Here is a 19,481-nt window from a genome sequence, read left to right on the forward strand (position 1 = left end):
GAAGTTGACAGCCCAATATGGAACATCCAAAAATTGTATTAAAACAAAAAATCTCTGACGAAGTTACATCAATTGATAAAATAAAATGTTCAAAATGTGGTGGGGCAGGAAACTTTAAAACTCAGGAAAATTCAAGAAGAACTTGCTTAGTTTGTTTTGGCAGAGGCTACATAAACATCTAATAACTCAGAGAACCTTAAGGTAAAAATATTTGTTTATTAATCAATAGTACTTTTTATTAAAATTTAAACTAATCTTCTAGTAGAAATTAATTTTTAATTGGACCAATTTGCTGTAAAAGTTTTTGTTAGACTAAGACCCTCAGTTTTAGATCCAGCAGGGGAAGCTACTAAATCTGCCTCTATAAAACTTGGAGCCGAGGGAATAAAATCATTACGTATAGGAAAAATGATTGAGGTAAAAATAGAAGGTAATGGTGAAAACGAGGTAAGAGAAAAAATTAATTTATTGTGTGATCGGTTATTCGCAAATACTGTTATTGAAGATTATGAGTATTCACTAGAAAAATTGTAAGATGGATAATTTTACTGTAGGAGTTGTTGTCTTTCCTGGTTCTAATTGTGATCGTGATGTTTCATGGGCATTGGAAGGTTGTTTAGACATAAGAACAAAATACTTGTGGCATGAGTCTTCAGATTTAAGTGACGTAGATGCAATAGTTTTACCAGGAGGATTTAGCTATGGTGATTATTTAAGATGCGGAGCAATTGCGAGATTCTCTCCATTAATAAATGCCTTGGATGAGTTTGTAAAAAGCGGGAAAAGAGTTTTAGGAATTTGTAATGGGTTTCAAATCTTGACAGAATCAGGCTTTTTACCTGGTGCCCTTACTGCAAATAAAAATCTTAATTTCATCTGTGATGATGTTGAACTTGATATCATTTCTTCAAAAGGAGGATGGTTTAATAATGGAGGTGAAAAACAAACCATTAAGTTGCCAATAGCGCATGGGGAAGGAAGATATCATTGTGATTCTGATACTTTAAAAAAACTTGTAGATAATGAATTGATCGCTTTGAGATATAAAAATAATCCTAATGGATCCTCATTCGATATTGCAGGTATAACTAATGAAAAGGGAAATGTTCTAGGTTTAATGCCTCATCCAGAGCGTGCATGTGACGAGACAATCGGTGGAACTGACGGTCTATTTACATTAAAATCGTTAATATTGAAATAAAAAAAGACCCCAAATTGTGGAGGTCTTTTTTTATTTAATTTGGGAAGAAATTAAACAGTAGCTTTTACTTTTGGATCTAAATCACCTTTAGCATAAAGATCAGCAAAGTAATTGGTGCTGTTTTGTTTGATCTTACTTGCTTGACCTTCGCACCAGAACTGCTTGTATCTATCAAGACAAACTTGCTTCATGTATTTTCTAGCAGGTTTGTTGAAATGTCTTGGGTCAAAGTTTGCCTTGTCAGCAAATGCTGCCTCTCTAACCGCGGCAGTGAAAGCAAGTCTGTTATCGGTATCAATGTTGACTTTCCTAACTCCATTTCTTATTCCCTCTTGAATCTCTTCAACAGGAACACCATATGTTTGAGGGATTTCCCCACCATATTTGTTAATGATGTCCAACCATTCCTGAGGCACTGAACTAGATCCGTGCATTACAAGATGTGTATTTGGAAGAGCTTTATGGATCTCAGCAATTCTGCTTATTGCAAGAACTTCTCCTGTTGGCTTCCTCGTGAATTTATATGCACCATGACTTGTACCTATAGCAATTGCTAATGCATCAACTTTTGTTTTGGCAACAAAATCTGCCGCTTCTTCAGGATCAGTCAAAAGCATATCTGTAGAAAGTTCACCTTCAAATCCATGGCCATCTTCTGCCTCACCTTTTCCTGTTTCTAATGAACCTAAGCAACCTAACTCTCCTTCAACACTTACTCCAACTGAATGAGCAAAATCTACTACTTTTTTAGTAACTGCAACATTATATTCGTAACTAGCGGGTGTCTTTGCATCTGCCTCTAGAGAACCATCCATCATTACTGATGTGAAACCATTTATTGCTGCTGAATAACATGTTGATGGCTCATTACCATGGTCTTGGTGCATTACCACTGGAATATTAGGATATGTTTCTGTAGCGGCAAGGATTAGATGACGTAAGAAAATTTCTCCTGCATAATTTCTTGCCCCTCTTGAAGCTTGGAGGATTACAGGACTATCAGTTTCATATGCTGCTTCCATAATTGCTTGAACTTGCTCAAGGTTATTAACATTGAAAGCTGGAATACCGTAACCATTCTCAGCAGCGTGATCTAAAAGTAGTCTTAGTGGAACGAGGGCCATAATTAAAATAAGTTAAATGCTATATAAAGCATATGTTTCCGAGAGTTTAGTATAAAGAGGTATCAAATGTCACGTCATTAGATATACAAAATACTAAATTAAAGAAACTAATTTTATGACCCAGAGTATATTTTTAGGATTTTTTAGTTAGTAAGTGTAGCCTGCCACAAACAATTGCTCATCAGATGAAGGTTGAGATCCTGCTACATAGGCGCCTTTTGATGCTTCAGAGTTTGCCTGGGCTCTTGCTATTAATGCTTTTTGCCCGCCTTCAACGTCGCTTCCTTTCCAGGCCTTTAAGCATGAGTGCTGTAATGCTCTTCCATAGGAGAATGAAACATTCCATAAAGCTTTCCTGTAAAGAGTGTTCATATTATTTAAATAGACAGAAGCAGCTTCTTCGCTTAACCCTCCTGATAAGAAAACTATTCCAGGAACTGAGGCAGGAACGCACCTTTCCATAGTTCTTATTGTCATTTCAGCAACTTTCATAGGATCAGCCTTTGTTGGACAATCTGCTCCATTAACAGTCATAGAAGGTTTTAATAGAGTCCCTTCTAGAAAAACTCCATTTGCTTGACAGGCAATATAAACCTGCTTTATTACCTCTTCTTGAACTTCAGCGGTTTTTTCAATAGTATGGTCGCCGTCCATTAAGATTTCAGGCTCAATAATTGGTACCAAACCAGATTCTTGAACGGACCTTGCATACCTTGCTAATCCCCATGCATTCTCTTGAATTGATAGTTTTGAAGGACAACCATCATTTGTAATTTGCAGAACTGCTCTCCACTTTGCAAATCTTGCTCCTTGTTCGTAATATTTTGCTGCTCTTTCAACTAACCCATCTAGGCCAGAGCAAAAAGTTTCTACATCTCCTCCTCCAGGAAGTGGATTTAGACCTTTATCGACCTTTATACCTGGAATAATACCTAGATCATTTAGTTTCTTAACCATTGACTTACCATCTTGGTGATTCTGATAAAGAGTTTCTTCGAAGAGGATTGCACCACTTATATACTTCCCAAGGCCTTCTGTAGTAAAAAGCATTCCTCTATATGCCTTCCTATTGTCTTCAGTATTCTCAACGCCAATTCCAGCGAGTCTTTTACCTACTGTTTTAGTGGATTCATCTACCGCTAATATCCCTTTCCCTTTAGAAGCTAGTAGTTGAGCGTTTTCTTTAAGCTCATTTTTGTAATAATTTAAAGCCATTCTTTAATAATTCAGTTCAATTGATTTTTCCAGAATATGAAAAAAAAATAAAATCAATCCAATACTTCATCGGGTGATAATTGCTACTTATAAATGTATAGCTTTAAATTTTGATTCTTAATCCGTTTTTAGAAGATTCTCTTATAGCTTCACAAACTTTATGACTCGCAAGTCCCTCACATAATCCTGGAATGATAGGTGTTTGATTAAAAATACTCTCAGCCCATAAATTTTGAATTCTTAAAACTGGAGCTATTCTTCCATCAGTCCATGTTTTTTCAAAATTAAATCTTGAATCTGCAGTTAGATTTTGTATTTTATTTTCGTTGTTTGAATATTTCAAATTAAAACCATGTACATAATCTTTTTGGTTTTCGCTTTTAAGAATAAGTGAACCTTCGCTTCCATATATTTCTAAACTAAATCCTCTACCATTTTTAGAAATCGATGATAAAGATACCTGACATGGAATAAGATTCGAGCTGTAGTTTGATATTTCTATATTGGCTAAACATACATCTTCACTCGTAACATCATTTAAATCAGATGAATTTGGTAAAGGTCTTTTTTTTATTGATGTTGCTAACTTACCAGTCACGTTTATTGCTTCTCCAAAAAACCAATTCAACATATCAAATGCATGAGTACCTAAGGCGCCAATAACTCCTCCACCTTTTTCTTCCAATGAATACCAATTCCAGGATCTTTTGGGATCGGATCTACTGCCCATTAACCAATCTAATTTGACTAAATATATATCTCCTAAGATATTTTCATCAATAAGTTTTTTTGTCTGAAGGAAAAGAGGCACTGCTCTATATTCAAAATCAACACATACGGTTAAATTATTAATCAAAGATATTCTCTGAAGCTCTTCAATTTCTGAGGAGGATATTGAAACGGGTTTTTCTAGGAGCAAATTTTTATTATTCTCAAGAGCTTGCTTTGCTAACTTAAATCTTGATTCAGGAGGGGTGGCAATAATAATTCCATCAATTTTTGGAGATTTAACTAAGTCTTCCCAATTATGAAAAAAATCTAAGCCCGTTTCTTTTTCTAATATCGATTTTTGCTTTTCCTCATAATGATAAATTGCTACAGGAGTTAAGTGATCAGACTCTTTTAATGCCTCTAAATGAACTTTTTTCCCAAACCCTAGTCCAGCGATTGCTATTTTTAATTTTTTATTTTTAGTATTCATTCTTATTCATTAATAAACTCTGAACAGCTATTTTCAATAACAACATCTATAAGTTCATCATTATTAGAAGTTTGCCATTTTGAATTGAATTGAGGAATTCCATTTATTGATGTATCTTTGAACTTTTTTTCATTGCAATTAATTCTCATTACATAAAGTGATAACTCTCCATCATCATCAGAATTAGTTGGATTCTTAAAGAACTTTGATAATACACTTATTTCTCCATTTGGTAGCGTTTTAATACTCCCTTTATCAATCCATTCTTTCCCATCATCATTCTCTTTAAGAAGAACCCAATCAACATTTCCTATCGCATATGAATAGGAGGCAAAGTTTAAAATAAAGAGTAAAAGGCTTAAAGAAAAATAAAATAAATTAGAAATTATTCTCATTTTATATATTTGCTTCTGCAAGTTCTTTGACACCATGAATTTTTAAAATTTTAGTTAGAGTATCCTTGAGATCTTTCCTTTTGACTATTACATCAACAAAACCATGCTCAAGCAGATATTCAGCTGTTTGAAAATTATCGGGTAATTTTTCTCTTAATGTTTGTTCTATAACCCTTCTTCCAGCAAATCCAATAAGTGCTTTAGGTTCCGCCAAAATTAAATCACCTAACATCGCAAAGCTGGCTGTTACTCCTCCAGTAGTTGGATGAGTTAACAAGGGCATATATAGGAGATTTTTCTCTTTATGCTTTTTTAGTGCTCCAGATATTTTTGCCATTTGCATGAGACTTAACATACCTTCTTGCATCCTTGCTCCTCCTGATGCGCAAACAATAAGAATAGGAAAATTTTCCAAAGTTGCTCTCTCGATTATTCTTGTAATTTTTTCACCAACTACTGAACCCATGGATCCTCCCATAAATCTAAAATCCATAACAGCTAATGCTAAAGGCATTGAATTCACAGAACAGATACCTGTTACTACTCCATCTCTTAAACCTGTACCTGCTTGACTTTCTTTAATTCGATCAGCATACGCTCTTCTATCTTTAAAACCCAAAGGATCTGTAGGACTTAGTGAACTATCAAATTCTTTGAATGAATTTTTATCAGCAATAATATTTATCCTTTCATCGCTATTAATCCTATTGTGGTGTCCACAATTACTACAAACATTGAAATTTGAAATTAGGTCTTTTCTATAGGCTACTTGCGAACACTCTGAACATTTAACCCACAAACCATCTCCTTCGTCAGTATCTTGGGAAACTTTCCCAACAAATTGATCTTTACGCCTTGCGGCAAACCAGTCGATTAATGACACAACGTTTCCTTTTTTTTCTATTTAAATCTAAGTTAGGTACTTTTATCAAGAAAGATATATAAATATTTGAGATTTTCTAAATTAGAAACTCCTCAAAGTTAAAAATATAATTATTTGAGTTAATACTCGAAATAAATTATTATTTATTTTTCTCCTCAATCATTTTATGAATTATTGGAGTAAGAATTAGTTCCATTGCGAAACCCATTTTTCCACCATTTACAACGATACTTGTGGGACTTGACATAAATGAATCATTAATCATTCCAAGCAAGTATTGAAAATCAATACCCCATTTCTCTCTCGCCCCTTTTCTGAAATGTATGATCACAAAGCTCTCATCAGGAGTTGGGATATTTCTGCATATGAAAGGATTTGAAGTGTCAATTGTGGGAATTCTTTGGAAATTAATATCGGTTTTGCTGAATTGTGGGCAGATGTGATTTATATAATCAGGCATTCTTCTCAATATCGTATCCACAATGGTTTCAGCTGAGTAACCTCTTTCTGCGTTATCTCTATGGATTTTCTGAATCCACTCTAAATTTGTTATTGGAACAACGCCAACAAGTAAATCAGCATAAGATGACACATTGTATCCATCTCCTTCTACCCCGCCATGCAAACCTTCATAAAAAAGTACGTCTGTTCCCTCAGGGATATCTTCCCATGGAGTAAATTGCCCAGGTTCTAGGGATGTCCCAAGTCTTGTATTATGTTCTTCTGCTTCTTCAAGACTATGTAGATAATATCTTTTCTTTCCTCCACCAGTTTCACCATAGATTTTAAAAAGCTCTTCTAACTTGTCAAAAAGATTAGCCTCTGGACCAAAATGAGAGAAATTTTCACCTTTTGCAAGAGCTTCTGCCATAGCTTTTTTCATTGGCATTCTTTCAAATCTGTGGTAACTATCACCTTCTACAACTGCTGGAACAATATCTTCTCTGGCAAAAATATGCTCAAAGGCTCTTTTTACTGTACTTGTTCCTGCTCCTGAAGATCCTGTTACAGCGACTACTGGATGACGTTTTGACATTTTTTTAAAACAATATCTAATGATTCTGACAGGTCATATGCCAACTTTATGTTTTACTTAAAAATATTTTTTTATTTATTAATTTTTTTTTAAATTTCATCCAATATTTTATCTCCGATTTCACTGCAAGATAAAACTTCATTAGACCCATCAGCTAAATCTGCTGTTCTAAAACCTTTTGATAAAACTTTATCAATGGCAGTTTCTAAATTTTCTGCAGCTTCTTCTTCATTTAATCCAATTTTTAACATCATGGAAGCAGATAAAAGCATTGCAATAGGATTAGCAATGTTTTTACCGGCTATATCAGGAGCCGAACCATGAACAGGTTCAAAAACGCCTGGACCATTATTGTTTAAAGAAGCAGATGGAAGCATACCAATAGAACCAGTTAACATTGCGGCTAAATCGCTTAAAATATCTCCAAATAAATTACTAGTTAAAATCACATCAAATTGACCAGGATCTCTAACTAATTGCATTGCTGCATTATCGACGTACATATTGCTTAGAGATATATTTTTATCTTTTAAGGTGATATTTAAAACTGTATCTCTCCACAATTGACTAACCTCAAGAACGTTTGATTTATCAACAGAACATATTTTTTTATTTCTTTGGTTGGCAATTTTTATTGCTATTTCAGTTATTCTTTCTATTTCGGTCGAATCATAAACCATCGTATTGAAAGCTTTTGGGATTTTTGTATTTGTTATATGTCCTCTTGGTTTTCCAAAATAAATTCCCCCTATTAATTCTCTTACAACAATAAGATCTACATGCTCAACGATTTCTTTTTTTAATGTACTTGATTCCAAGAGAGATTTTCTTATTTTGACAGGCCTGATATTTGCGAAAAGGTTTAAGGCAGATCTTAACTTTAGTAACCCACTTTCTGGTCTTAATTCTCTTGCAAGCGAATCATATTTTATATCTCCAACACATGCTAAAAGTACTGCATCACTTTTTTTGCATTGATCTAGTGTCTCATCTGGAGCAGGAGTACCATATTTTTCATACGCTATCCCTCCAAATAATTTTTCAATAATCTCAATATCGAAATTATGATTTTTTGAAAGCTTTTTTAAAACTTTTTTTGAAACTTCTGAAATCTCTGGTCCAATTCCGTCTCCTGACAATAAAACAATCTTATATTTATTCATTTAAATTTTTGTTTAATAGAACAATAAATTATTGCTTGTCTAATTGTCTAAGTTTTTTTGCTAATTCTGGTAATTTTTTAAAAATACTTGAACTCCTTAGCCATGATTTATTTTCCATCGCGGGGAAACCACTAATTACCTTGCCATCTTCAATGTCACAATGGATTCCGCATTTTGAACTCGCAATGACATTATTACCAACTTTTACTCTATTATTGACTCCTACTTGCCCTGCCAAAATAACACCATCTCCAATATTTGCTCCTCCAGCGATACCAACTTGAGCTGCAAATGCACAATTCTTTCCAATTTTTACGCCATGACCTATTTGTATTAAATTATCCAACTTTGTTCCCTCATCAATAAAAGTAAATCCAACTGCTGGTCTATCAATACAACAATTAGTTCCAATTTCTACAAAACTCATTATTTTTACACCACCTTTTTGCGGCATCTTTACCCATTTGCCATTTTCAGGAATAAAACCAAATCCCTCTGATCCAATAACAGAATTTGAATTAATTACACAATTATTTTTTAGAGTGGTATTTTCATAAATAACACAATTTGGATGAATTATATTATTATTACCTATTCGAACATTGCCTAAAATTGATGATCCAGGAAGAATATGATTATTGTCTCCAATTACAGTATTTTCTCCAATATAGACATTAGGTCCAATATGGCAATCTGCTCCAATTATTGCTGTTTTATCTATAACTGCTGAAGCATGAATTCCTGGTTTGAAATTGATAGTTTTATATAAACAATCCAATACTTCTGCAAATGCAATTCTTGGATTTTTAACGATTATATTTGAGATATTAAGTTTGTTTAGGGCACTAACGATTCCATTGTTGTTAGTAGTTATTATTGCTGATGCTTTAGTTTGATCTAATTTTTCTTTAAGAATATTATTTTCTTCTAAAAAAGATATTTGATGTTTAACTGCAGCATCTAATGAGGCAGCATCATCTATATTTAAATCTTCGAAAATATTGGCACTAATAAAATTTGAATTTCCTTTTTTTATTAGATCAACTAAATCACTTAAAAGCATTTTTCAGTTTTAATTTTTTTCTAAGAGAGAGCAAGAACATCTCTATGTACGACTATTATCGAGGAGTTGTTATTTTCTTTATTATTTAAGATACTTCTTAATTTGTCGCTACTTATTGATACTAAACCTTTTGCAACTTCTTTATTATTTTTATTTACGATTTTAACTGCCTGATTAATCGTAAAGTTTCCTTCTACATTCTTAACACCTACCGCTAAAAGTGAGGCACCTTTTTTTTTAATTGCAAAAGAAGCGCCATCATCTAGAGTTATTTTCCCTACTGTTTGAATTGCATGAGAAAGCCAACTTTTTTTGTTCCCAATAGGTTTTTCTACTGGATAAAATAAAGTTCCAATTTTATTATCATTAAATATTTCAATTAAGTTTTTTTTATTAGTTCCATCAACAAGTTGGACTTCGACTCCTCCTTTTGTTGCTATTTCTGCAGAAATTAATTTTGTAGAAATTCCTCCTGTTCCCCATTCATTATTTGAGTTGTGAATATTTTTATTTTTAATTTCCTTTAATTCACTATTATGAACTTCCTTGATAGGTTGCGCATCTTTATTATTACGTGGATCTTTTGAGTATAGATTTTCAATATCGGTTAATAAAATAAGCTTGTTAGCATTTATAGCCAAGGCAACTAAAGCAGAGAGGGTATCATTATCTCCATATTTAAGCTCTTCATTTGCTACGGTATCATTTTCATTTACTATTGGAATAACATTCAAATCGATTAATCTTTTTAAAGTTTTAGAAGCGTTATTAAAAGATTCTCGTGAATTGAAATCAGCTTTAGTTATTAAAATTTGAGCAATATTATGACCTAATTTATTAAATACTTTATCGTATAAGGACATTAAATTAACTTGACCTACTGCAGCTGTAGCTTGAAGTGTACTTAAATCATTTGGTCTCGTTTTAAGATTTAATTTTTGGCAACCTAATCCAACGGCTCCACTAGTTACTAAAACTAACTTGTTTCCTTTCGAAAGAAAACTTGCAAACGATCTAGAAAGGTTTTCAATAACTTCTTCTGTAGATGTTTCCTCTGTTCCTCTTAAAATACTAGTCCCAATTTTTATAACCCAAGTTTTCATTTTATAAAATGAGAAATTAATTTTTCTATTGTCAAAGTTAAATTAAATTTTAAAGGCAAGCCGTCTCTATTTAATCTCTTAACTAATATTGTTTTTATATCACATCTATTCCCAACAATAATATCTGTAAAAATTCTGTCGCCAATAATGGCTATATTTTTTGGCTCTCTGCCAATTTCTTTGATAGCAGACAAAGTTACTTTTTTTCTAGGTTTTGATGCATTGTATTTATATCTTAAATTTAATTCTTTCGCTATTTTTGAAATTCTTTTTTTTGATGGATTATTACTTATTAGATATAAGGAGAAAAGTTTTTTAGATTCTATGATCCAATTTTTTACAGCTTTTGGGATCATATTTGATTTTCTATTTACTAGAGTCCCATCCACGTCCAGCAATAAAGAATTAATCCCTTTTTTTTGCAACTCAGATTGAGAAATATTATATATTGGTAAGTTTGAATCCCAATTGACTTTTAGGATAGATCTCATTTATTTTAAGAACTACTTTTTTCAAGCTCAGTTTCAATCAAAGGTTGAATTTTATCGAACTCATCATCTTCAACTAATAAGGCACCTTTGTCTTTTAATTTACCAACAATAAAAAAAGGATCTAGTGGTATATATAAGCCATATTCTTGGTCAAAAAGATTAAAGTTAACGAGCAATTCATAACTCTCACTATCATCATCTACGTAATCTTCTTCTAATTCATCGTAAATTGGTTCTTCAAGTTCTCCTGATACTGTTAATGTAACTGCTGATCTTATAAGTCTTAAATCATGCTCTTGAAGAACTGCTTCAGCATTTTTTAGTATTTGTTCATTTTTATCTATTTTCTCAATTAGTTCAGGTTCATCTTTTTCATTTATCTTAAAAAGACTTACTGGTGTATCAACTGGCGTTAATAAAGCATATTCTTGGTCTTCAACACTTACCAATTGTTCAAGATAACAAAATAGCTTGTTCCCATTTGAGTCATTTAATAAAAGAGTCTGTGCATCATAATTATCATTTAAATTGGCTTCTTTCATTTAAAAATTATCTATGCTTTTTAATACTAATATTTTATCTGATGTTTACCAGTTATTTCTTCTAATTCAGGACCTTCTTCGATCCATTGTTCAAGTATTATTTTTGCTGAAAAACTATCAATCAATCCGGATTTATCTTTTTTTATTCCAAATCTTTCTGAAGATTCCCAAGTTGAACTATGTTCGTTGACATAAGAAAATGGAAGCCTTAATTCATTTGAAAGTAATTGACCATAATTTTTACAGTCAATAGCTTGAGTGGTCATTTGACCTTCCTCATCTAGCGGAATACCCACAATAAAACCAGTCAAATTAAATTCATTTATATAATTTCTAATTATTTTAATCTCTTTATTATTTTCAAATCGTTTTACTGCTGGAAGTATATTTGATGTTATGCAGAGGGGATCACAATAGGCTAATCCTATTCTTTTGGTACCTATATCCAAACTCAAAATTGACTTGGGTTTGGGTTTGCAGAATTTCACTTTGTTTTTAATGGGAAAGGAGATGGATATGGATTACCTTGTGGACTTAATTTTTCAAAGATTGATTCCAAAGATTGATTTATTATATTTACTTGTTTAGCTTCATTCTTAATTATTGTGTTCCTAATAAGAATTATTTCTTGACTTTTTTCTTTGATATTACACTCTTCGAGAAAAACATTTAATTGAGAATTTTCTTTATAGGTTTTTAAATATGAAACAGGTGATTTTTCAAAAAATCTTTTTATAAACTCTTTTAAAATAGAATTGAATCTATCATCCCAATATCTACTTATAGTTAAAGTATAAATTTCCTCATTTTGATAATTAATATCTTTTAAAATTGTACATAAAACAGAATTTTCATATATTAAGGCACCACTCTTAGAGTTATTTCTTTTAAGAATGTCGTCTTGATCAAAATCTAAAATATTTCTTATTAAGGGAGATTGATTTGATCTTATGAAATTAACTATTTTCAATATATTTTGTTTATTAATGTTTTGGAATTCGTTAATTAATGTATAGGCATTGGTATTTTGATTTGTAGGTTTATTTTGATCAGAACCATCCCAAAGGATTATCTCTTCAAAAGGTTGAAAGCCTAATTCTCTTGAGTTTGATATAAGGTCAACATTATTTATATCTGAATTAATTATCCAACTTGAAGTTTTGTTTTCTTTTATTGAGATAGATTTTTTTATCAATCCTAAAGTTAATTGTTTATCTGTTAAAGAACACTTGCTATTAATTAACTTGGGCTTAGATATTTTTAAGCAAGTCTCTTTTTTGTTTAAAGGAAAAATATTCAAATAACCAATAATTTCGTTTCCATCTATAGCAATTATGCATTTATTTTTATTTTTCTTAAGATTATTCAAGAAGATTTTTAAGTCATCAAAGGTATTTATAATTGCCATTTTTAAAAACCAATTATTCAATTCCTTATTTTTAATATCTATTAAAAGATTAATGTGCCGTATATGGAGTTCTTCAAAAGTTACTTCCATTCCTTTTTTAGATTGAAAAGAATAAGAGGTATCTTTTTTCATTTACTTTTTTTCTCTTATTAATACTATAGGGGTTTTTTCATCTCCATTGCCAGCTGGATTAGATAATAAGCTTCTTTTAAGTATTTTATTTACTTTTTTATTTGAACTTGCTAAGACTTTTACACCTCCAAGATCATTAACATCAACAACAGCAACATCTATATTTAGATAGTTTGAGACCTCCTCACAAAATAAATCAGCATTGAGAGGACCCATAACTATACTCTTGTCGTAAGGTGTAACTGTGCCACTTATATCATCAATGAGAGAGGATTCTGAACCAGTTAACCTATAAAACATACCTTTAATCCCAACTAATTTGAAGAGATATCCAACAAATAGTGCAAAGGTTATTCTTGTGACTCCGATTCTATTTATTAATAATTGCATGCCGCAGGCTGTTGCGAGACTGCTTGTAGGGTGAAAAAAATAACATAAAGCTTTTGAAAATAAACTATATTCTAAATTTTGAGGGGAAATATATCTATTTTGCATAATCGCTAGCGGACTCTCACCGATAGTTAAAATATCATTTTTTTCTACAATTCCTTTGCAGTATTCAATCACAGTATTTACTGGGTTATCAAAGCAACCAAGTAAATCAGTTTGAATAGCAAAAGCTTTATATTTATTATTTATTGGAATTTCAAAAACTTCTTTCGGCCTTTGTTTTTGACCATCTAAATTAATTAATAAACAATCCTTATTATTTGAAATACCAAAATGTCCATAGTTTTCCCAAAATACTTTTAACCATAGATATTTTATTTTTTTTCTAAAATTATTATTGCTAAATTTATATATGATTCTTACAAATAATTCTGAATTTGACTTGATAATTGTTGTTGGCCAGTAATTTTTTAAATTCTTAATTTTATTATTATCATATATAAAAATATCTTCTTGATAATTAAAATTTTGGGAATATTCGTTACTTTTATTTTTAAAAAAATCTAATTCAAAATTTATATTAGATACCATCGTCTCTTTAGTTTTACTTTTATTAGTTATTTTTAAATCAATAATTAATTCGTTTAAACCATCCTTTTTTTTAATTTTGTAATTTATAGGTACCAGCTTTAACTTTGATTTAGGTGAGTTTTTAATATATAAATCTGAAAGAATTAAAAAAATTAAAAGAACTAAGAGGATATTTATTAATATCATTTTTTAACTAGTTTTTGTTTTTATCTTTTTTTTCAGAAATGATACTGTTGTATTCATTAAAACTTTCTACAGAAAATGTCGTATCTTCTATATCAATTCCTTTTAGTTCTCCTATAACTTTGTTTAATTCATCGATATTAATCATTCCATTTTGATCATATTTAACTTCACCATCACTATTTAAAATAATGGTTTGTGGAATTAATCCGTTCCAATAATAATTAGGTTCATTTCTAAGATCAGACTTTTCTTTAGCCTGTAATTCATCAGTTGTTAGAGCAATGATATCAATATTATTTCTCCATATCAAATCTAAACCGGATATTATCGGAGCCATAGCTTTACTATCTGAGCTATCGTCAAGATAAAAAAATAAAACTGCGACTCTTTTATTTTTTAATGATTCCTGAAGAGTTGTCAGGGGAGGAACTATAGACCCATTTCCTGCGTATATGGGAAAGATGTTGCCATCGTAACTATCAGAATCTCTAGAGGCATTTGCTTTATATGGACTTATAAAAATTAATGCTATTAGGATCCATTGAATTATTTTCATTGAAGTTTAAAAACTTACTTTGAACTTGATCTTCCCAATCCTTGAAGGATTCCTTTCCCCACTAAACCGATAGCTTTGCCAACAACCTTTGTAAGGAAAGTTACGAAGAGATTACCGATATATTTTATCGCAACCTCTAACTGAGGTGCTACGGCATCTCTTATCTCCACTAACAATGTAACTTGTTTTTGTAGCCATTCTAGATTATCTAATTCTTTCTCCCTATTTTCATTTTTAAAGTAACGAGTAAACTTTTTATCGATAATATCAATATATTCTCGTTTACTCTCATACAAATAGATAGGCATATAAATATTGTCATGCCAGCGATTGTAGTTATTAATATTATTTCTAAATCTTTCAAAATTTCTTGTCGATTGTAATTCTGGATTTATAAGTACAGTTCTTAATTCAGGCCAAGAAGAACAAATATTAAAGATTTCTGAAGCTAATAAATTACAGTTTCTTATTGTCCAATTTGAAATTATATTTTCAAGAATCAAAAATGATTCTGTTTCATATAGAGGGAGTAATTTCCCATCATAGTCAAGAGCTTCATTTTTAATAATTGGCTCAATAAACATTATTGATTCATGTGATTCTCTATCTATCTCTTCGCAACTTACCTCACTATAGATAAAATCATTTATTGAGATAGATTCGCTGCCTTTTTTTAATCGAAAATAGCTGTCTGTGATATTTGAAATTGTATTAACTTTAAGTTCTTTTATAAGAGAACTTAAATCATCTTTAAAATCTTTCTCCTTATAGTTTTCTTTAATATTTTTTACTAAATTATCTAACTCATCTAACATTTTGCAAATTAGTCGTGAAATAAATTCTTTCTTTATCCCCGAGAGAATTATTGATGAATTATTAAATTCAACCTGTAAGTTAGTTGAGCTATACCTTTCTTTTAGTCTATCTAATATTAAATTCCATATTTCTGTAGTGTTTTTATCTTTAATGAATACAGTGTTCTTATTTTCAAGATTAATTTTATTTTCAGTGTAAACTGCCTCTGTATAAAGTTCTAGTGAATTACCCCATAAGAAAATTAGAAAAGATTTTGCAGTAATTAGTTCTCTTAATCTTCCTTTTAAAATGAATTTATAAAATTCTGGTGTTGAATCAGAGTTAACATATTTAAATATATAATTGATTTCAGAATCTATTTGTTTAAGACCTGAAGTTAGAATTTTTTGACTAAAAGAGAGAGACTTGTTTTTGTTTAATTGAACTCGGGAATTATTTTCAATATCAAATACCCTTCCTCCATTTAAAATGGTATCAATAGATTCAAGAACTTTTTCTGCACTGGGATTTAAAAGAAATCCTTCAGCATTTAATGATGAAGTGGCGTTTGCTTCATAAACAAGTTCGCCGGAGATAATTATAAGGAACTTTGACTCATCATATCTTTCTCTTAATTTTAATAACTCTAATCTTATAAGATCTTCTGATTGGAAATTAAGAACATTCCATATAACTAAATCGGGAGTTTTAGCACCTGTTCCATTATTAAAATTTATATCTAAATTTCTGTCTAGTGATGTTAACTTAAGCGATAAAGATTCTGCTATTAAGCTTGGAGCAATAATCAATATCGATTTTTTTGAAATTAATTCCAAGACTAGATTTCTTATCTCTTATACAAAATTAACTAACAACTACTGCAAATACAAGCCTTAAATCAATTTTTATACTCTTTTAAGCGTAGTAATTTCTGTTTAGATCAAAGTCATTTAATCTCTCTGATGAAAATACATTATTCGCTTCGTTTATAGTGAATTTATTTTCATATAGAGCTTTACCTACAATTACTCCAAAGAGTCCAGAATTTTCAAATTTTACTAAAGATAATAAATCAGAAATTGAACCAACACCTCCTGAGGCTATTACTGGAATATCTGTAATTTCAAGTATGCTTTTTATGAATTCTTCATTTGTCCCTTCTAAAGTCCCATCTGTATTTATATCCGTAACAATAAAACTAGCAATTTTAAATGAAGAAAACTCCTTTACTAAATCTGTGGCAAAAATATTAGATTGCTCAAGCCACCCCCTTGTACTAACTTTCCCATCTTTTGCATCTATCCCAACAATTATTCTTCCAGGAAATTTATTTGATAAGTCTTTAACTAGTTCTTTATTTTCTATTGCAGAGGTTCCCATGATAACTTTTTCAATACCATAAGAAAATAATTGTTCTATCCTTTCTTGAGACCTTATCCCCCCACCTATTTGAATAGGTATGTTAACTGTTTTTGCGATCTTTTTTATTGATTTATCGTTTGTTGGGGATCCAGTTTTTGCAGCATCCAAATCAACTATATGTATATATTTTGCTCCCTCGCTCTCCCAAAATTTAGCTTGCTCATGAGGCTCTTTTGTGAAGTCTTTTCTTTTATTAAAGTCGCCTTTAAAAAGCCTTACACACTTACCATTCATTAAATCAATTGCTGGTATTAGGTCCATAGAATCATCCTTTTCATTAATTACTTATTAGTAGTACTATTCAATATGTAATTCTATTTAAGATTACTACTTCAGTTAAATATTTTTTGAATATGAAAATTCTTGTAATGGGTGGCACTAGATTTGTTGGCAAGTCTTTGGTTGGAAAGTTATTAAGTAAAAATTATGATATTGATATTTTCACGAGGGGTAATAAAAGTAATCCTGAAAAAACTAATTTAATTAAGGGTGATAGAAATAATTCAGAAGATATCGTCAAGGTAAGAAACGAAAAGTATGATGTTGTTTTTGATATTTCTGGACGAGAGTTAGAACAAACCAAACTTCTTATAGAAAATTTAGATAACTCTTTCCAGAGATATATATATGTAAGCTCTGCAGGTGTTTATAAAGATAATTGTGAACTACCCTTATCCGAAGTTGATCCAATTGATCCTGAAAGTAGGCATAAAGGAAAGTTTGAGACAGAAAATTGGTTAAAATACCAAAAAATTCCTTTTACAAGTTTTAGACCTACTTATATTTATGGACCAGGAAATTATAATAAAATTGAAAATTGGTTTTTTGAAAGGTTATTTATTAAAAAATCTATACCAATTCCTGGTGACGGTTCTTTAATTACTCAGCTAGGCCATGTTTCGGATCTAACTGATGTTATGATTAGGTGCATAAATTTTGAAAATTCTAAAAATAATATTTATAATTGTTCAGGTGAAAAAGGAGTAACAATCAAGGGTTTAATTTATTTCTGTGCGAATGTTCTTGGATTAAACCAAAATGAGATTTCTTTAAGAACATTTGACTATCAAAAATTAGATCCTAAGTCTCGAAAGGGTTTTCCAATTAGATTAAGTCATTATCAGACTGATATATCTAAGATAAAACGTGATTTAGAGTGGGCGCCAACTTTTGATTTACTTAATGGTCTAAAGGATAGTTTTGAGAATGATTTTAATAATAAAAAGAGTGAGGAGTTTGATGAAAATTCAGATAATATTCTTTTTAATTCTTAAATATCCTAATAAAGTCACAAAAGTCAGGATAAATCCTAACCAATAAAAAATTAAAGCCAAATTATTCAATAAGCTAATTTTTAATGGTGTAAAGAAGGTAATTACTGAAATAAAAAAGAAAAATGTTTTATATTTTCCTAACATTGATGCTGGCAAACCGTCTTTTGTAGTGTTCCTTAAGCTAGAGATAATTAATTCTCTAAATAAAATTAATGACAAAGACCAGAATGGTATAAAATTTTGTTTACATAGGAAGGTCAAAGGAATTAAATAGAATACTTTATCGCTTAGGGGATCAAGGATAGCTCCTAATCTGGTTTTAAGATTAAATTTTCTTGCAATTAACCCGTCAAAATAATCAGTTAAACCTCCAATAATAATCAATATAAAGACATAAAAAGGTCTGTTAATTTCTAAAAATAGTATTAATGGAAATACAAGGAAAAGGCGAAATATCGATAATAAATTGGGAATATTCGATGCCAAATTTTTAAGATTTTTTCTTAATAACAAATTAGTTTTTGTATATAAAAAATATATTACACTCTCAACAAGCTTAAATTTTTAGTAAAAATTTTTAATGGTTTTTGATGCTAGATTCTAAAATTTAATTTAAATGTGAATCCTAAAGATTATAAACTCAACTTCTCTTTATGAATGATGATGTTTTATATTACAAAATTATTCCTTATATCTAATGCAGCCTCATAGCCTAAAGCTATCTCCAGAATCTGATTTGATAAATTCAATTAAAGAATATTCTTTATCGAACAATTTATACGGGTATGTTTCTGGAGTGGTTGGTAATCTTAGAACAGTTTGTATTCAATGCCCAGGTAATCAAGAGATAAATAAATTTGAAGGAAATCTTGAGATAGTTTCTTTAAACGGACATTTTAATAAAGGAGATGTTCATTTACATTTGAGTTTCGCAGATGAGGGATGTAATGTGTTTGGCGGGCATCTTGAGGAGGGATGTATTGTAAAAAAAGGTACTGATATATTATTACTTTCTTTTGAACAGAAAATTATTAATATCTCAAATCATGATTTAATCACTAATGAATCACGTGTAAAAGCATATATTTTAAAGGATTGTCCTTGGTCTAAAAGAGCAATTAGGTTGCTTAGTTCTTTATCTATCCCTCATGAAGTTACTCTAATAGACAATGATGAGAGCTTTCAAAAAATTATGGCTCAAAGTAGCCAAAATACTTTCCCACAAATATTTTTGGATAATAAATTTTTTGGAGGATATGATGAACTTTCAGAACAAGCAAAATTGGATAACTTAATTTCATTTAAGTAAT

At 30.5% G+C, this 19,481-nt stretch carries 23 protein-coding genes; 5 read left to right on the top strand and 18 right to left on the bottom strand.

Features of this window, described 5'->3' with window-relative positions; translation table 11 throughout:
* Positions 1-17: 17 nt before the first annotated feature.
* From EV02_RS09380 to purQ, 3 genes are all read left to right on the top strand, one after another.
* Positions 18-182 carry a hypothetical protein gene (locus EV02_RS09380; RefSeq protein ID WP_193742598.1) on the top strand — a complete coding sequence of 55 codons (165 nt, stop codon included), beginning with the start codon at positions 18-20 and terminating at the stop codon, positions 180-182.
* Between the two features lie 97 nt (positions 183-279).
* Positions 280-534: a phosphoribosylformylglycinamidine synthase subunit PurS gene (purS, locus tag EV02_RS07940; RefSeq protein WP_025955611.1), complete on the top strand. Its 255-nt coding sequence runs from the start codon at positions 280-282 to the stop codon at positions 532-534.
* Between the two features lies 1 nt (position 535).
* Entirely contained in the window at positions 536-1,201 is a 666-nt protein-coding gene (purQ, locus tag EV02_RS07935) for a phosphoribosylformylglycinamidine synthase subunit PurQ (protein WP_025945869.1), read from the top strand.
* 50 nt (positions 1,202-1,251) lie between these two features.
* Here purQ and fba read toward each other — a convergent pair whose 3' ends face one another.
* The 17 genes from fba to hisA form a co-directional block, all read right to left on the bottom strand.
* Positions 1,252-2,325, bottom strand: coding sequence for a class II fructose-bisphosphate aldolase (fba, locus tag EV02_RS07930; protein WP_011376344.1), 1,074 nt, complete (start codon positions 2,323-2,325; stop codon positions 1,252-1,254).
* A gap of 147 nt (positions 2,326-2,472) precedes the next feature.
* The gene (locus EV02_RS07925) at positions 2,473-3,540 is read right to left on the bottom strand and encodes a class I fructose-bisphosphate aldolase (RefSeq protein ID WP_032518781.1); all 1,068 of its coding nucleotides are present in this window, start codon (positions 3,538-3,540) and stop codon (positions 2,473-2,475) included.
* Positions 3,541-3,643: 103 nt separating this feature from the next.
* On the bottom strand, positions 3,644-4,741 hold the full coding sequence (locus EV02_RS07920; RefSeq protein ID WP_032518783.1) for a Gfo/Idh/MocA family protein: 1,098 nt from the start codon (positions 4,739-4,741) through the stop codon (positions 3,644-3,646).
* A gap of 2 nt (positions 4,742-4,743) precedes the next feature.
* The gene (locus EV02_RS07915) at positions 4,744-5,136 is read right to left on the bottom strand and encodes a hypothetical protein (protein WP_032518784.1); all 393 of its coding nucleotides are present in this window, start codon (positions 5,134-5,136) and stop codon (positions 4,744-4,746) included.
* 1 nt (position 5,137) lies between these two features.
* Entirely contained in the window at positions 5,138-6,019 is an 882-nt protein-coding gene (gene accD / locus EV02_RS07910; RefSeq protein ID WP_025890687.1) for an acetyl-CoA carboxylase, carboxyltransferase subunit beta, read from the bottom strand.
* Between the two features lie 139 nt (positions 6,020-6,158).
* Complete coding sequence (locus EV02_RS07905) at positions 6,159-7,055, bottom strand: phosphoribulokinase (protein WP_032518786.1); 897 nt, start codon at positions 7,053-7,055, stop codon at positions 6,159-6,161.
* An 89-nt stretch (positions 7,056-7,144) separates the two neighbouring features.
* On the bottom strand, positions 7,145-8,218 hold the full coding sequence (gene leuB, locus EV02_RS07900) for a 3-isopropylmalate dehydrogenase (RefSeq protein WP_032518788.1): 1,074 nt from the start codon (positions 8,216-8,218) through the stop codon (positions 7,145-7,147).
* Between the two features lie 28 nt (positions 8,219-8,246).
* Complete coding sequence (gene lpxD, locus EV02_RS07895) at positions 8,247-9,281, bottom strand: UDP-3-O-(3-hydroxymyristoyl)glucosamine N-acyltransferase (RefSeq protein ID WP_032518790.1); 1,035 nt, start codon at positions 9,279-9,281, stop codon at positions 8,247-8,249.
* A gap of 20 nt (positions 9,282-9,301) precedes the next feature.
* Positions 9,302-10,384, bottom strand: a complete 1,083-nt coding sequence (gene proB, locus EV02_RS07890) for a glutamate 5-kinase (RefSeq protein WP_032518791.1) — start codon at positions 10,382-10,384, stop codon at positions 9,302-9,304.
* Positions 10,381-10,875, bottom strand: a complete 495-nt coding sequence (locus tag EV02_RS0108540) for a YqeG family HAD IIIA-type phosphatase (RefSeq protein ID WP_032518792.1) — start codon at positions 10,873-10,875, stop codon at positions 10,381-10,383. The genes proB and EV02_RS0108540 overlap by 4 nt, the downstream gene beginning before the upstream one ends.
* 5 nt (positions 10,876-10,880) lie before the next feature.
* Positions 10,881-11,417 (bottom strand): DUF3727 domain-containing protein, encoded by a 537-nt coding sequence (locus EV02_RS07885; RefSeq protein WP_032518793.1) that lies wholly within the window; start codon positions 11,415-11,417, stop codon positions 10,881-10,883.
* A gap of 26 nt (positions 11,418-11,443) precedes the next feature.
* Positions 11,444-11,905 carry a Holliday junction resolvase RuvX gene (ruvX, locus tag EV02_RS07880; protein ID WP_032518794.1) on the bottom strand — a complete coding sequence of 154 codons (462 nt, stop codon included), beginning with the start codon at positions 11,903-11,905 and terminating at the stop codon, positions 11,444-11,446.
* On the bottom strand, positions 11,902-12,957 hold the full coding sequence (locus EV02_RS07875; protein ID WP_032518795.1) for a hypothetical protein: 1,056 nt from the start codon (positions 12,955-12,957) through the stop codon (positions 11,902-11,904). The genes ruvX and EV02_RS07875 overlap by 4 nt, the downstream gene beginning before the upstream one ends.
* Positions 12,958-14,124, bottom strand: coding sequence for a hypothetical protein (locus EV02_RS07870; protein ID WP_032518796.1), 1,167 nt, complete (start codon positions 14,122-14,124; stop codon positions 12,958-12,960).
* 7 nt (positions 14,125-14,131) lie between these two features.
* Positions 14,132-14,680: a thylakoid membrane photosystem I accumulation factor gene (locus EV02_RS07865; RefSeq protein ID WP_032518798.1), complete on the bottom strand. Its 549-nt coding sequence runs from the start codon at positions 14,678-14,680 to the stop codon at positions 14,132-14,134.
* Positions 14,681-14,694: 14 nt separating this feature from the next.
* Complete coding sequence (locus EV02_RS07860) at positions 14,695-16,311, bottom strand: DUF3685 domain-containing protein (protein ID WP_032518799.1); 1,617 nt, start codon at positions 16,309-16,311, stop codon at positions 14,695-14,697.
* A 79-nt stretch (positions 16,312-16,390) separates the two neighbouring features.
* Positions 16,391-17,158 (bottom strand): 1-(5-phosphoribosyl)-5-[(5-phosphoribosylamino)methylideneamino]imidazole-4-carboxamide isomerase, encoded by a 768-nt coding sequence (gene hisA / locus EV02_RS07855; RefSeq protein ID WP_032518800.1) that lies wholly within the window; start codon positions 17,156-17,158, stop codon positions 16,391-16,393.
* A 92-nt stretch (positions 17,159-17,250) separates the two neighbouring features.
* Here hisA and EV02_RS07850 point away from each other — a divergent pair, with 92 nt between their 5' ends.
* Positions 17,251-18,171 (top strand): NAD-dependent epimerase/dehydratase family protein, encoded by a 921-nt coding sequence (locus tag EV02_RS07850; protein ID WP_032518802.1) that lies wholly within the window; start codon positions 17,251-17,253, stop codon positions 18,169-18,171.
* Here EV02_RS07850 and pgsA read toward each other — a convergent pair.
* Positions 18,145-18,684 (bottom strand): CDP-diacylglycerol--glycerol-3-phosphate 3-phosphatidyltransferase, encoded by a 540-nt coding sequence (gene pgsA, locus EV02_RS07845; protein WP_032518803.1) that lies wholly within the window; start codon positions 18,682-18,684, stop codon positions 18,145-18,147. The genes EV02_RS07850 and pgsA overlap by 27 nt on opposite strands.
* A 184-nt stretch (positions 18,685-18,868) precedes the next feature.
* Here pgsA and EV02_RS07840 point away from each other — a divergent pair, with 184 nt between their 5' ends.
* Positions 18,869-19,480 (top strand): PCC domain-containing protein, encoded by a 612-nt coding sequence (locus tag EV02_RS07840; RefSeq protein ID WP_032518805.1) that lies wholly within the window; start codon positions 18,869-18,871, stop codon positions 19,478-19,480.
* Position 19,481 lies beyond the last annotated feature (1 nt).

Origin of the sequence: Prochlorococcus marinus str. SB (assembly GCF_000760115.1) — a bacterium.
Lineage (GTDB): Bacteria > Cyanobacteriota > Cyanobacteriia > PCC-6307 > Cyanobiaceae > Prochlorococcus_A > Prochlorococcus_A marinus_D.

Excerpts from the sequence above, each read along its gene's own strand:
- EV02_RS07870 (WP_032518796.1), bottom strand. The coding sequence starts at position 14,124 with ATGATATTAATAAATATCCTCTTAGTTCTTTTAATTTTTTTAATTCTT.
- EV02_RS0108540 (WP_032518792.1), bottom strand. The coding sequence starts at position 10,875 with ATGAGATCTATCCTAAAAGTCAATTGGGATTCAAACTTACCAATATAT.
- EV02_RS07850 (WP_032518802.1), top strand. The coding sequence starts at position 17,251 with ATGAAAATTCTTGTAATGGGTGGCACTAGATTTGTTGGCAAGTCTTTG.
- fba (WP_011376344.1), bottom strand. The coding sequence starts at position 2,325 with ATGGCCCTCGTTCCACTAAGACTACTTTTAGATCACGCTGCTGAGAAT.
- EV02_RS07920 (WP_032518783.1), bottom strand. The coding sequence starts at position 4,741 with ATGAATACTAAAAATAAAAAATTAAAAATAGCAATCGCTGGACTAGGG.
- EV02_RS09380 (WP_193742598.1), top strand. The coding sequence starts at position 18 with ATGGAACATCCAAAAATTGTATTAAAACAAAAAATCTCTGACGAAGTT.
- EV02_RS07925 (WP_032518781.1), bottom strand. The coding sequence starts at position 3,540 with ATGGCTTTAAATTATTACAAAAATGAGCTTAAAGAAAACGCTCAACTA.
- EV02_RS07915 (WP_032518784.1), bottom strand. The coding sequence starts at position 5,136 with ATGAGAATAATTTCTAATTTATTTTATTTTTCTTTAAGCCTTTTACTC.
- EV02_RS07865 (WP_032518798.1), bottom strand. The coding sequence starts at position 14,680 with ATGAAAATAATTCAATGGATCCTAATAGCATTAATTTTTATAAGTCCA.
- purQ (WP_025945869.1), top strand. The coding sequence starts at position 536 with ATGGATAATTTTACTGTAGGAGTTGTTGTCTTTCCTGGTTCTAATTGT.
- EV02_RS07840 (WP_032518805.1), top strand. The coding sequence starts at position 18,869 with ATGCAGCCTCATAGCCTAAAGCTATCTCCAGAATCTGATTTGATAAAT.
- proB (WP_032518791.1), bottom strand. The coding sequence starts at position 10,384 with ATGAAAACTTGGGTTATAAAAATTGGGACTAGTATTTTAAGAGGAACA.
- lpxD (WP_032518790.1), bottom strand. The coding sequence starts at position 9,281 with ATGCTTTTAAGTGATTTAGTTGATCTAATAAAAAAAGGAAATTCAAAT.
- EV02_RS07905 (WP_032518786.1), bottom strand. The coding sequence starts at position 7,055 with ATGTCAAAACGTCATCCAGTAGTCGCTGTAACAGGATCTTCAGGAGCA.
- EV02_RS07875 (WP_032518795.1), bottom strand. The coding sequence starts at position 12,957 with ATGAAAAAAGATACCTCTTATTCTTTTCAATCTAAAAAAGGAATGGAA.
- leuB (WP_032518788.1), bottom strand. The coding sequence starts at position 8,218 with ATGAATAAATATAAGATTGTTTTATTGTCAGGAGACGGAATTGGACCA.
- EV02_RS07885 (WP_032518793.1), bottom strand. The coding sequence starts at position 11,417 with ATGAAAGAAGCCAATTTAAATGATAATTATGATGCACAGACTCTTTTA.
- hisA (WP_032518800.1), bottom strand. The coding sequence starts at position 17,158 with ATGGACCTAATACCAGCAATTGATTTAATGAATGGTAAGTGTGTAAGG.